10 protein-coding genes and 1 pseudogene are annotated in these 12,688 nt (G+C 37.7%); 7 read left to right on the top strand and 4 right to left on the bottom strand.

The annotated features are described in order from the left end of the window. Window positions 1-514: 514 nt before the first annotated feature. The 4 genes from pyrF (at window position 515) to ACFIK3_RS07490 (ending at window position 4,321) form a co-directional block, all read left to right on the top strand. Window positions 515-1,360 (top strand): orotidine-5'-phosphate decarboxylase, encoded by an 846-nt coding sequence (gene pyrF / locus ACFIK3_RS07475; protein ID WP_375676488.1) that lies wholly within the window; start codon window positions 515-517, stop codon window positions 1,358-1,360. 58 nt (window positions 1,361-1,418) lie between these two features. Next, complete coding sequence (locus ACFIK3_RS07480) at window positions 1,419-1,667, top strand: hypothetical protein (protein ID WP_375676489.1); 249 nt, start codon at window positions 1,419-1,421, stop codon at window positions 1,665-1,667. A gap of 44 nt (window positions 1,668-1,711) precedes the next feature. Then, on the top strand, window positions 1,712-3,196 hold the full coding sequence (hisS, locus tag ACFIK3_RS07485; protein WP_375676490.1) for a histidine--tRNA ligase: 1,485 nt from the start codon (window positions 1,712-1,714) through the stop codon (window positions 3,194-3,196). 591 nt (window positions 3,197-3,787) lie between these two features. Further along, complete coding sequence (locus ACFIK3_RS07490) at window positions 3,788-4,321, top strand: replication protein (RefSeq protein ID WP_375613583.1); 534 nt, start codon at window positions 3,788-3,790, stop codon at window positions 4,319-4,321. An 882-nt stretch (window positions 4,322-5,203) separates the two neighbouring features. On the opposite strand, the gene ACFIK3_RS07495 is transcribed toward ACFIK3_RS07490, so the two are convergent. After that, a complete protein-coding gene (locus tag ACFIK3_RS07495; RefSeq protein ID WP_375631347.1) occupies window positions 5,204-5,728 on the bottom strand; it encodes a peroxiredoxin in 525 nt (174 codons plus the stop codon). A 217-nt stretch (window positions 5,729-5,945) separates the two neighbouring features. Here ACFIK3_RS07495 and ACFIK3_RS07500 point away from each other — a divergent pair, with 217 nt between their 5' ends. From ACFIK3_RS07500 to ACFIK3_RS07510, 3 genes and pseudogenes are all read left to right on the top strand, one after another. Beyond that, the gene (locus ACFIK3_RS07500) at window positions 5,946-7,574 is read left to right on the top strand and encodes an alpha-D-glucose phosphate-specific phosphoglucomutase (protein ID WP_375657840.1); all 1,629 of its coding nucleotides are present in this window, start codon (window positions 5,946-5,948) and stop codon (window positions 7,572-7,574) included. 1,067 nt (window positions 7,575-8,641) lie between these two features. Further along, the gene (locus ACFIK3_RS07505) at window positions 8,642-8,977 is read left to right on the top strand and encodes a zinc ribbon domain-containing protein YjdM (RefSeq protein WP_375618296.1); all 336 of its coding nucleotides are present in this window, start codon (window positions 8,642-8,644) and stop codon (window positions 8,975-8,977) included. 875 nt (window positions 8,978-9,852) lie between these two features. Next, window positions 9,853-9,933: pseudogene (locus ACFIK3_RS07510) on the top strand (DUF4102 domain-containing protein); the annotation flags it as partial. Window positions 9,934-10,378: 445 nt separating this feature from the next. Here the strand turns inward: ACFIK3_RS07510 and ACFIK3_RS07515 are convergent. The 3 genes from ACFIK3_RS07515 to trpS form a co-directional block, all read right to left on the bottom strand. Continuing rightward, complete coding sequence (locus ACFIK3_RS07515; protein ID WP_273790941.1) at window positions 10,379-10,957, bottom strand: NifU family protein; 579 nt, start codon at window positions 10,955-10,957, stop codon at window positions 10,379-10,381. Window positions 10,958-11,016: 59 nt separating this feature from the next. Next, window positions 11,017-11,508, bottom strand: a complete 492-nt coding sequence (locus tag ACFIK3_RS07520; protein ID WP_273790942.1) for a universal stress protein — start codon at window positions 11,506-11,508, stop codon at window positions 11,017-11,019. 62 nt (window positions 11,509-11,570) lie between these two features. Continuing rightward, on the bottom strand, window positions 11,571-12,641 hold the full coding sequence (trpS, locus tag ACFIK3_RS07525; protein WP_375631322.1) for a tryptophan--tRNA ligase: 1,071 nt from the start codon (window positions 12,639-12,641) through the stop codon (window positions 11,571-11,573). Window positions 12,642-12,688: the final 47 nt, after the last annotated feature.

The following is a 12,688-nucleotide window of genomic DNA, read 5'->3' on the forward strand; positions in this document are numbered from 1 at the left end:
TCAAATGGTGTGTTTTCAGGAATGCGAGTTTCCATGTTTTATCTCCTTGAATATGCTGGAGATACAATGCCTTTTTGTAAATTATGTTCCAAAAGGGATAAAGAGCCGCTAAAAAGGAATAGGAAAGATCTAAAGTTAAGATCGAGATCATCATGGTGGGGCATTTTCTTTTGAAACTTTTGTTTAAAACGCGTTCATAGAGAGTTTTTGTTGATCATAAAAAAGGGTGTGAAAATGACAAGGTACGCCTATAGGGCTTTATGCGGTCATAATAATATGGATGCTTTTTTGTTTATATTCTTTCATAAATTTGAATTTTTATCTCATGACAACGTCTTGGTCGATAAACATATGATAAGCGTTACGAATGGGAATATATTTATGTTTCATAAATAAAAGCACATTTTGTATAGAAAGCTCTTTCTTTGTGTTTTCGCTATTGTATTCTTTTGACAAATGGTTTTCTTTTTGATTGTATCAAAAAGTTTAAAGAGAGACCTTGTTAGGATATAAAATGTTTCGTTCAACTTTTTTTAAAAATCGTGAAATCTATGGACCTCTTTGTATTGGCTTTGATCCGAGCCATAAAGTTTTGCAATCGTGGAAACTAAGCTTTGATTATAAAGGTCTAAAAGATTTTTGTGATATCCTCTTAACAGCGGTTGTGGGTAAAGTGGGGATTATAAAGCCGCAAGTCGCATTTTTTGAATTATATGGTGTGGAAGGTCTTCAAGCTCTCAAAGAACTGATTGAAAATGCACACGAACAAGGCATATTGGTTCTGGCGGATGTAAAGAGGGGAGATATTGGCTCTACTGCTGAAGCCTATGGTAAAGCTTGGCTGGGTCCAAGCAGTGCGTTTAAAGCTGATGCCATCACAGTTAATCCTTTTTTGGGTTTTGATGCTCTTCTTCCTCTGATAAAGGTTGCAGAAGAAACAGGAGCAGGAGTTTTTGTGGTTGTTCAGTCTTCTAATCCAGAGGGGAAACAAATACGAAATGCGCTTATTGGAGATCAGACACTCTCTCTTCATCTAGCACAGTGTATTTATGATTATAATTCTCAGTCTCCGGTTCTCCATCATAATATTGGTCCCATAGGTGCGGTTATAGGAGCGACATTAGGATCTGAATCAAAAGACACAATCGAGCAGTTAAACAATAGTCTGTTTCTCGTTCCGGGTATTGGCGCCCAAGGTGGAACAATGACACAATTAGCAAATCAATTTCCACAAAGACTTTGGCAGAATGTTATTCCCTCTGTATCACGCTCTATTACAGATGCTGGACGAAATATTGTTGATTTAAAAAATGTTATCAATCATTTTGTAGAACAAGCGCAAAGCACACTGATGTCTTGAGGATTTTTGCATCTGTAATAAATCTGAAGAATTTTGAGAGGGAGGGCTTTTGAGGGGGATGTTTCCGATTTATCCAGAATCAACAGTTGCTTTGTGGTTTCGTTCAACTAGCACAGATGTCTTTTCATTGAATGTTAAGCGGGCATTTCATGTTGAGCGGGAGGCTATGTTCCTATTGAAAGTACAAATATTTTCAGTAGATTGCCTTAAGGGTAAGGGTTTACATCCTTCAAAAGCAAAAGCTTATGCATATTGTTACCAGTTTCCAGTTGATAAAGTTATTGCAGCGTTTGTTTCTATAAGATAGACACACGTTATCGGTGAATATATATATTGTTGTTAGAGAAAAACATGTCATCAAAACAAGAAAAAACCAAAGCCCGTTTACCCCGTGGTTTTGTGGATCGTACAAGTGCACAGTTGTATGCAACTGAAACAATGATTGCGCAAATTCGTGAAGTTTATGAACTTTACGGTTTTGAAGCACTAGAAACTCCAATTTTTGAATATACAGATGTGCTGGGTAAGTTTTTACCGGATTCAGATCGTCCAAATGCGGGCGTTTTTTCGCTACAAGATGATGATGAGCAATGGATGTCTTTGCGCTATGATCTTACCGCGCCTCTTGCTCGTTATTTTGCCGAGAATTTTGAAGTTTTGCCAAAGCCTTATCGCAGTTATCGTCTTGGCTTTGTTTTTCGCAATGAAAAACCAGGTCCAGGGCGGTTTCGGCAATTTATGCAGTTTGATGCGGATATTGTTGGAACACCAACGGTAGCAGCTGATGCCGAAATTTGTATGATGGCAGCCGATAGTTTGGAAAAACTAGGGTTTCAGCATCATGAATATGCCATTCGTCTGAACAACAGAAAAATTCTCGATTGCGTTTTAGAGAAAATTGGTTTGGGGGGAAATGAGCAGGCTGAAAAGCGCTTAACTGTCTTAAGAGCAATTGATAAACTGGATAAATTTGGTTCTGAAGGGGTGCGTTTGCTTTTGGGAAAAGGGCGTTTGGATGAAAGTGGTGACTTTACAAAAGGGGCGGAGCTTAAGGATAAAGAGATTGAGTGTATTCTTACCTTAACTGCTGCTGGAGCTGAAACAGCAGAAGAAACGCTTGAGGCTCTTAAAGAAGTGGTTGGTGATCATGTTCAAGGGCGTGAGGGAATTCGTGAGCTTGAGGAAATGCAAGCAATTTTTGCCGCAAATGGCATTCAGAATCGTATCAAGATTGATCCATCGGTGGTGCGTGGACTGGATTATTATACAGGTCCTGTCTTTGAGGCTACATTGCTTTTTGATGTTTTTAATGATGATGGGCAGAAAGTTGTTTTTGGCTCCGTTGGTGGTGGTGGGCGTTATGATGGATTGGTGGCACGCTTTCGTGGTGAAAACATTCCAGCAACAGGTTTTTCAATCGGGGTCTCACGCTTGATCGCTGCTTTGCAAAATCTTGGAAAGTTGCCTATGAAAGAGTCAACAGGGCCGGTTGTTGTGCTAATGATGGATAAAGAGCCAGAGGCGGTTGCTGGTTATCAAAAAATGGTGATGCAGTTGCGTGGTGCCGGAATTCGTGCTGAGCTCTATTTGGGGGCATCGGGGATAAAAGCGCAGATGAAATATGCAGATCGACGCCAAGCGCCTTGTGTGGTTATCCAAGGCTCACAAGAACGTGAGAGTGGAAAAATACAGATCAAAGATTTGATTGAAGGGGCGCGGTTATCTCATGAAATTAAGGATAATCAAACATGGCGTGAAAGTCGACCAGCACAAGTGACGGTTGATGAAGATCAATTGGTCAAAACGGTACAGGATATTTTAGCAGCTCAAAAATGATAATGGTAAAAGTCTTTATACAAGTGATTGTTCGAAATATTTTGGAAATTTGAAACTCAATTTTTTAAATTTGTACTTTGCTCGTTTACACGTGCTGACGCACGCGTTCAAAATCGAGTTTTTGGAGTGCGTGCGGAATAAAAGAGAGATTTTTAAAGAGGTAAATAAGCGCTATTTGCTATAAAATGTGCCCTTCTGAGGATGCGATGATAATGCGTTAAAATGAGCAAAAAAATTTTAACGAAGAAAAAACTCTGAGAAAATTAAAGGGTTTCACGTAACGCTTCTGCAAAAGTTTATAAAAATATTGACAAGTTCATATTGGCTTCATCTTTGAATTCTCATCTATGAGTATCAAATCCTTTGATGTTCTCTTCTTGGACATTACAAAATCTAGTCTTATTGCAAAAGGAGGGAGAACTAGAGCGTTTTATCCTAAAAGACTTTTTAAGCTTCAAAAAACAATGGAATGACTTAAATCGAACAATTTTTTACAGGAGCATGTTTGGATGAATTGTCAGCTGCCATAATGGTAACTAACTGATAATATGTATTATTTCATAAAATCAACTCTTTAATGGAGAAATGAAAATGGTCCAATATGATTTTACTCTGCTCTATGAACGAAATCCCTTTATTCTTGAAAGACCTGAGAATATTGGAAAGTCATTTAAACTTCCTCCTTCAAATTTCGGATTTGAAGATCTTCCGCAAATTACCTTTTCAGGCGCCTCGTCATGTCGGCGTATGATTTTTGGGCTATCATTTAGTGGTATGAAAGCATTTTTTGTGATGTTGTGGCAGGTAGGGAAAATGTTAGATGAGGGGGATGATGTGGATTTATGGTTTGATCAGATAACATTGGATCATGATATTCTTGAGGAATTTTTGACTTGTGATCTTTCAATTCAAGAACCAGAATATCTTAATTTTGAAAGTTTTAAAGAAGGTATCAAAGAATTAGAAAAGAATAAAATTGTAGCGAAGGGGACAAAAAAAGATTGTTATTTCATCAATCCAGATATTTTTGGTCTTCCTGAATGTGATGAAGATTTTGAGTTCGATGAAGAGGAAGAGATAGAAGCACACTTTACGGTAGAATACCCGAATAAACAACTCCTTTAACCGTTTTTCTCTTAGAGAAAAAGAAAAGCTTAGAATAAATGGCTATGAGAACAGCAATGAGTTTGTTTATGGTATGTGAATTGGAATGTTTGCGGGATCTGTTTTGATTTAATATTCTCCATGAATGGTTCTTTATGCAGAGCAGTTTTTATGCCATATTTTCTTCTTTTTATGAGACATAAGTTAATTTGAACTGTGCACCTCTTCAAACAAATGTTTGATCTGTATTTTCTTTCTTGATACTTTTGTAAACTTTGCAGTAATGATGTTCATAGCTCTTGTATTTTGGCGCGTTTACGAGAGGTATTTTTACTCTTTTTAATCGTTTATTCATATGCCAATCCCACTTGCTAATGAGCAAGAAAATAGTTTTAAGGGATTCAATATAAGAAGGGATAAAATAAAATAATCTTATGATATTCGGCTCCTCTCATTCAATATGCAAAATTATAAATTATCTTTATAAATCAAAGTATTGTTCGATACAAAGTTTTTCTCAGTATGAGAAATTTAGCATTGATCTTGCATATTTCATCAATACGTTAGTCCTTGATGTTTCTGAGAGAGTTTTGCATGAATTTGCGCATTTGGCAATTGCAACCCCATTTTTTGATAGCGTGCAACAGCTTTTAACTCTTTGATTTTTTAGCTCCACAACGGGTCCAGATTTTTCATCAGCAATTTTTCAAGTTTTTTCAAAGCCGTTAAAGCGTGAAATATTTATTGAAAAAATTATTGCTGTAATATTTTCTCACAGAAGGCGCACAATCAACTTATCGTGTCTGTTTTCACGAATAGATGTTGTAAAAAGTAAACGACACAAATCTTCCTCCTCAGGAAATTTGTGTCGTAAAATTTTGTTTAAATAGACGATTGGGGGAATTAGCTTTTCAAGGCTTCTAAAACATGTTGTGGTGAAGAAACTTCATAAGGATCTGTTGCACAATTATCTGAAAAACCTGCTTCTTCGAACCATTGTTCAACCACACCATCATTAATAACAGCTGCATAGCGCCATGATCGCATGCCGAAACCAACATTGTCTTTTGCAACCAGCATACCCATTTTGCGTGTGAATTCACCAGAGCCATCGGGAATTAATTTCACGTTTTTGATATTTTGTGCTTTTCCCCAAGCATTCATGACAAAAGCATCATTGACGGAAAGGCAATAAATTTCATCAATACCCGCTTGTTTAAATTCATCATAGAGTTTTTCAAAATCAGGCAGCTGAAAGGTTGAGCAAGTAGGGGTAAAAGCTCCAGGAAGAGAAAAAAGAATAACACGCTTTCCTTTAAAGTAAGCATCGCTGTTAACTTCTTGCCACCGATAAGGATTGTCTCCAGCCATTGATTCATCGCGTACGCGTGTGTGGAATGTTACATTGGGAACTGTTTTTTTCATCATCATGATGCTCCTGTATTCTTTTACGAAAATTTTGTTTTAAAACAGCCTTCGTATTTAAAAACATATGGCAAAAAGCGTTTTAAACAAAAGGGCTTCTTTAAAAATTCTTACTTCTAACGAGTGTGCAAATATTTCACACTTCCGTCAAGTAGAATTAATGGTCGACTTTGGATACTCTTCACCTTAAAATTATAGGAAATCATATAAAGGTATTGATATGACCATAAAGACAGTTTTAACCACGGCTTTTGAGGGGCAAAAACCGGGAACGTCTGGTTTGCGCAAAAAAGTGTCTGTTTTTCAACAACCCCATTATGTAGAAAACTTTATACAGTCTCTTTTTGATAACATTGGGCCTCTTGAAGGAAAAATGTTGATTCTTGGGGGGGATGGGCGCACTTTTAATCGTACTCTTCTTCAGATTGTGTTGAAGATGGCGGCGGCGCATGGTGTTTTTTGTGTTAAAATGGGAAGGGGCGGTATTCTTTCTACACCTGCTGTTTCGCATCTTATTCGTAAAACTCATGCCCATGGTGGACTTATTCTTTCTGCAAGCCATAATCCTGGTGGTCCAGAGGGAGATTGTGGTATCAAATACAATGTCTCCAATGGTGGACCGGCTCCTAATTCTTTATGTGATGCTATTTTTGCAACATCGCAACGTCTTTCCTTTTATAAAATTCTTGAAGCACCAGATATTGATTTAGATAGGCAAGGTACGGTCTTTATGGGAGCCATGCGGATTGATATTATCGATCCTGTCGCTGATTATGTTGCTTTGATGCAAGAGCTTTTTGATTTTGACTGTATTGCTAAGGCCGTTGCTCGAGGTCTTACTTTACGGTTTGATGCCATGCATGCGGTAACAGGGCCTTATGCTCATGAAATTTTTGAAAAATGCTTAGGATTTTCTGAAGGGACAGTGGTTAATGGTATTCCTTTGCCAGATTTTGGAGGCGGTCATCCAGATCCCAATTTGGTTTATGCCAAGGCTCTTTATGATTTATTGATGTCAGAGCAAGGACCAGATCTTGGCGCAGCCTCTGATGGTGATGGAGATCGTAACCTCATTATTGGTCGTGGGCAATTTGTCTCGCCTTCGGATTCTTTGGCTATTATGGCTGAACATGCACACCTTATTAAAGGATATCGAAAAGGTGTTGTAGGGATAGCGCGTTCTATGCCAACGGGGCGTGCTGCTGATTTAGTTGCGGAAAAACACGGATTAAACTTTTTTGAAACGCCAACGGGATGGAAGTTTTTTGGAACCCTTTTGGATGCGGGGAAAGTAACCTTTTGTGGTGAAGAAAGCTTTGGAACGGGCTCTCATCACATCCGCGAAAAAGATGGTTTATGGGCTGTCCTATTTTGGTTAAATCTTTTAGCGGTAACAGAAAAAACTGTCGCACAGATTGTTCAACAGCATTGGTCCACCTATGGGCGTTTTTACACGTTACGGCATGATTATGAAGAAGTCGAAGCAGATAAAGCTTTGGCATTACTAGAGTATTTGCGTGCGCACTTACCACATGCAGGAACTGAAATTGCTGGATTTTTCGTCAAAAAAGCAGATGATTTTACATATCATGATCCTGTTGATCAGAGCGTTAGCACGCGGCAAGGTATACGTATTTTTTTCGAGAATGGAGCACGGTTGGTGGTTCGTTTGTCGGGAACAGGGACGCTAGGTGCTACTTTACGACTTTATTTTGAACAGTATGAAAGTGATCCGCGCAAACACAATTTTAATCCGCAAGAAGTTCTCCAACCTTTGCAACAGGTGGCACTAAAACTGTTAAACATACAACAAGCATTGGGGCGAGATCGTCCTGATATTATCACCTAAGATCATTGGAATGTTTTTTTGTAAAGGTATGATGATTGATCACATGGATGTGATTTTAGGGGCGTGATTTTATGTGCCATAAGCCAGAGCTTAACTCTATTTTTAGGCGAGAATTGTTTTTTCCTCTCTTACATATCAATCGGATTCCTAAAACTGCCGGATTCTTAAAACTAAATGCTGTAGGAAATTATAATCGAGCATAATCGGAGCATTTATGTCCAATGGGTTTGCTCAATGGCTTGATAGAAATTTTTGTTTAATAGGGGAATGTTTCTCATACAAAACAAAATACGATCATTGTTGCACATTTCATATGTTTGTTTTAAAGAAGCTTCTCTCTCAAGACGCTAAAAACGCATCTTATGCGTGTTGCTTTGAAAGGGATAACCGGCCATCCATTGAGCAGCATCATTTTTACGCTTATGAGAGAGTAAGACGGCACCATCATTCACTTTGCCCGCTTTCAATGTTGGCTCTTATATTTGAGAGTGTTTAGTATTTTGGATAATCGTTTTACACGGATTTTCCTACTTGTAACATGCAAACAAAAGGCTTTGGTTGTTTCAATGTAAAAGGGGTTGAGAGAATCTCAGCTTATTTATCGGCTCTCATTCAATATACAAAACCATTAACTATGATCATAAATTAGTTTGTTCTCTAACATTATGAATGCTTTACTTAAATAAAAGGTCAAGTTGAGGCTATCATTTTCTTGTTTCTCAGTTTTTAGCTCTTTGGAAGCGTTTTTATTCAGAGATGTTCCTTTTCTAATTGTTTTTTATTCATTCGTTAATTGTATTGCTGATGTGTAAGAAAATGATTTTGATTAATTTATTAGAGAGAATGAAGTGAGTAAATTTTATGATATGCGGGGGCTCATTTAAGTTATATAATGATCAATCATTTTTATAAACTCATGTATGGTGTGTGATGATAGCATTCATGAACACAGTTGGCAGATGAGGATTGAAACAAAGGGAAATGTTTTTCTAAAATAATGGACAATAAGCACTTCTTGCGTTATGACCAGTCATAATGAATGATTTTTCTTTTAATAAGGGGAATTTATGACCCAATATCCCAAATGTCCTCGTTGTGATTGTCTTTATACTTATGAAGATGGTGAAAATTTTGTGTGTCCTGAATGCGCACATGAATGGCCGCAAAAAAACGATGATACGGTTCTTGTCAATACTGTTTATGATGCCAATGGTCAGATTTTAACAAACGGAGATACCGTTATGGTGATAAAAGATCTGAAAGTAAAAGGCGCTTCATCTGTTTTAAAAGGTGGTACTAAGGTAAAGAATATTCGCTTGGTGGATGGAGATCATAATATTGATTGCAAAATTCCAGGGATTGGTCAGATGAGTTTAAAGTCGGAGTTTGTGAAAAAAGTTTAAGCATTTGTCCTCTTGCAATTGTTTTTGGATTTCGTTGGTTTTCTATTTTTACATTCTTCTCTAATTGGGCATATTTTCCTCCAGTGGCTTCTTTTCTTGTTTCATAGATTACACCAATCAGATAGAAGCAATATGTTTTCCTTTATTGCAAAGCCATGTATCGCAGAGAAATAGCGACTCTGTCTTTTTCTTTTAATATGCGGTATGGGGGACTGGATGTTGACTCACAAGCAACAATAAAAGTATGCGCTTTATGAGAAGAACAATACCGTAAAGTAGACAAACTTATTCCTGCTGAATTGAAAAAATATTCTCATTTTTTGTATCAGATAATTTTTCAAACAACCATAATAGATCTGGCTTCAATGTATTTATTTTTTACAGGTAGTTATATTTTTGCGTCATGTTTATGGAAATGAGATTGAAAATGATAGGGGGAAATTCTTGATTTTAAGAATGGAAAAAGGACGCTATGATCTTGATAAGGTCTTATTGCCATGCATTTTCCAGCTCTTAGTACTGCAACAGTCTCTTATAAAAGTGTACATAAGAGCTATTAAAAATAGTTTTTGTTATTATCCAGTTTGTGCTGTGTAAGCGGACGATTTTGATTGATTCAACATGGAACAGAATTGAAATAAGAAGAATGTCAGAATTCTCATTGCAAGTTGCAAAATGTGATCTTTGTCGAGTGGCTGAAACAACATATTGATTTATAATAATAAATTAGCGTTATTCATATTGAATTAGAACCCCAAATAACGTGGGATTCTCTCATTTCAAATCTGTTCCATGTTGAATCAATTAAAATCACTTGCTTGCACACCACAAGCGGGGCTGGTGTGTGGGTAAAAATGAGGAAAGAAAGGATTAAAATGACTCTTATGAATCGTCTTAATGAAAGAGCTGTCGCATCATTAGGGGCTGGCAGATATGATGATGGTGCCGGCTTGCTACAAGGAGTATTTTGCGTGATTTGTCGTTGGAAGCACTGAGAAAGATAGAGCAAATGAGCACTCTATCTTACAATGTTTTCTTTTTTGGGTTTTCTTTTTTTGTAACGAGGTCGTGTTTTCCTCGTTAAAATTGCATGACAAGATTATAAAACAAAATAAATTTAAAGTGCACACCCATGCATTGTACTTCTGTGTACGATTGGTTTGTTGAAATAACTTATGCTTCTTAAAAGGGCAGAAAGCTTTTTAAGGCATATGTGGAGGTGAAAGGTGAGTGAAGGTATCATTATTGGACAGATTTTTTTAACAGTACTCTATCTTTATGGCTGCATAGCTTACTTCTAAAATTTCAGGAATAAAATGACGTAAGATCTTTACATTCCATGTTTGAGCACTGTTGAAGAGGGGCAATCGGTGTGGTTATTTTATCTATTGAAGTCAATATTTATTGTGGCATGGCTTCAACGCCTAAAACTTCAGGGATAAAATGACGTAAAAGGTTTTCAATACCATGTTTGAGAGTTGCCGTTGAAGAGGGACATCCAGCGCAGGAGCCCCGCATATTGAGATAAACAATACCATTTTCAAATCCGCGAAAAGTAATGTCTCCACCATCATTGGCAACCGCTGGGCGGATACGTGTTTCAAGCAGATCTTTAATGGTTAAGACAATATCAGCATCTTTTTCGTCATAAAATTCTTCGTTAAGGGCATGGGTTTGTGCTTGTGTTGTAGCGTTGGTGGTGATCACTGGCTCATTGGATAGAAAATGTTCCATGATTGTGCCTAAAATGACGGGCTTGAGATGTTGCCATTCCCCTTCTTTTTTGCTTACGGTGATAAAATCATAGCCTAAAAAAACACCATTGATATTGGGAATATTAAACAGTTTAGCCGCCAAAGGTGAGTTTTTAGCTGCTTCTTCAGGGTCACGAAATTCTAATACGCCCTCAGAAAGAACCACGCGTCCTGGCAAGAATTTAAGAGTTGCAGGGTTTGGGGTGGTTTCAGTTTGAATAAACATAGATTCTCCTTTTATAATGAAGGATTGGGAAGATCTTACATTGTAGAATATTATATTTTTTAGGCAATAGATCTAATATCTTCATCGGCAAGATTGCTAGGAATAACAATGACAGGGATTGAAAAAGCTGTTCCTTTATTCCCGATTAATTGAACAAGGGGTCCTGGTCCTTCTGTATGTCCACTGGCTGCTAAAACAATTAGTGCAATCCTTTTATCTTCGTCGATCAGTTTGGAAATCTCATCAATTTTTTTTCCTTCACGCACCACTATTTCTGTTTCAAGCGCATGGGTGGTGCGGACTTCACTGGCAATGTCTCCTAATATTTTATGAGCACTTTGCTTTGATTCTGTGCGCATAACGTTGTTTACACCCAGAAAATGTTGAAATTCTACACTATCAACGACACAAAGTAATACCAATGTTCTACTGGTGTTTTGGGCATGTTGTGCGGCAAACGCAACGGCACGCCGACACTCTGGTGTTTCATCGATAATGACTAAGTTTTTTTTCTTTGGTTCTTTTTTCGGATTTTTGGGTTTGGAAATCATGCACTTTCTCTATTTTGTACAAACGATTTTTTTGCTCTCTACAGTTTTTAGTTTTATTATTTTTATGTATCGTGCAAAAATCCAATAATTTCACGAATTTTTTTCATATTTTCTTCTGCGAGCATACTAGCACGTTTAGCGCCATCATGCAAAACAGAGTCGATATAATCACTTTCTTGATGAAGTCGACGTAATTCTTCTGTTATAGGGGCAAGCTTATGGACAACAAGGTCGGCTAGAGCTGTTTTAAAATGCGAAAATTGTTGACCAGAAAATTCTAAAAGAATCTTTTCTTTGCTAACTTTGGCAAAGGCAGCATAAATACCAAGCAGGTTGTCCACTTCTGGTCGTTCTTTTAAAGCGGTGAGGGTATCGGGAAGAGGAGCCGAATCCGTTTTGGCTTTGCGTATTTTTTTTGCGATAAGATCAGCATCATCGGTCAAATTAATGCGTGAAAAATCTGAAGGATCTGATTTTGACATTTTTTTCGTCCCATCGCGCAAAGACATAACGCGTGTGGCTGTTGTTCCAATAAGCGCCTCTGGGAGGGGAAAAAAGCCTTGTCTTTTTTCTTCATCTGTTTGCATAGAGATACCAAAATTTAATTCGGCAATACGCTGTGCATAGTCGTTGTTAAATTTTTGTGCAATATCGCGTGTGAGTTCAACATGCTGTTTTTGATCTTCGCCTACTGGAACATGCGTTGCACGATAGACTAAAATATCAGCGGCCATCAAAGTGGGATAGGCAAAAAGCCCTAGGGATGCTTTTTCGCGATCTTTTCCTGCTTTATCTTTAAATTGTGTCATGCGTTGAAGCCAGCCAATACGGGCAACACAATTAAAAATCCAGGCGAGTTCAGCATGTTGAAAAACACGTGATTGGTTAAAAATAATGTGTTTTTGAGGATCAATACCGGAGGCTAAAAAGGCTGCTGTCACTGTTTTGGTGGATTCGCGTAAAGTAAGGGGATCTGGGTTGACTGTGAGCGCATGCATATCCACAACACAATAGAGGCAGTGATGAGAGTTTTGCAGTTCAACCCAACGCTGAATGGCTCCAAGATAATTGCCAAGATGTAAATGACCACTCGGTTGTACGCCGGAAAAGACAAGTGGTGTGAAGGTATCCATAGGAGTGCTCTTTCTTCAATTAAGGTTATTCATTTTATTGTTTTTGA

This window comes from Bartonella sp. CB10SXKL, assembly GCF_042195515.1.
Lineage (GTDB): Bacteria > Pseudomonadota > Alphaproteobacteria > Rhizobiales > Rhizobiaceae > Bartonella.

Coding starts and splice junctions, on each gene's coding strand:
- pyrF (WP_375676488.1), top strand. CDS start 515: ATGTTTCGTTCAACTTTTTTTAAAAATCGTGAAATCTATGGACCTCTT.
- ACFIK3_RS07480 (WP_375676489.1), top strand. CDS start 1,419: ATGTTTCCGATTTATCCAGAATCAACAGTTGCTTTGTGGTTTCGTTCA.
- hisS (WP_375676490.1), top strand. CDS start 1,712: ATGTCATCAAAACAAGAAAAAACCAAAGCCCGTTTACCCCGTGGTTTT.
- ACFIK3_RS07490 (WP_375613583.1), top strand. CDS start 3,788: ATGGTCCAATATGATTTTACTCTGCTCTATGAACGAAATCCCTTTATT.
- ACFIK3_RS07495 (WP_375631347.1), bottom strand. CDS start 5,728: ATGATGAAAAAAACAGTTCCCAATGTAACATTCCACACACGCGTACGC.
- ACFIK3_RS07500 (WP_375657840.1), top strand. CDS start 5,946: ATGACCATAAAGACAGTTTTAACCACGGCTTTTGAGGGGCAAAAACCG.
- ACFIK3_RS07505 (WP_375618296.1), top strand. CDS start 8,642: ATGACCCAATATCCCAAATGTCCTCGTTGTGATTGTCTTTATACTTAT.
- ACFIK3_RS07515 (WP_273790941.1), bottom strand. CDS start 10,957: ATGTTTATTCAAACTGAAACCACCCCAAACCCTGCAACTCTTAAATTC.
- ACFIK3_RS07520 (WP_273790942.1), bottom strand. CDS start 11,508: ATGATTTCCAAACCCAAAAATCCGAAAAAAGAACCAAAGAAAAAAAAC.
- trpS (WP_375631322.1), bottom strand. CDS start 12,641: ATGGATACCTTCACACCACTTGTCTTTTCCGGCGTACAACCGAGTGGT.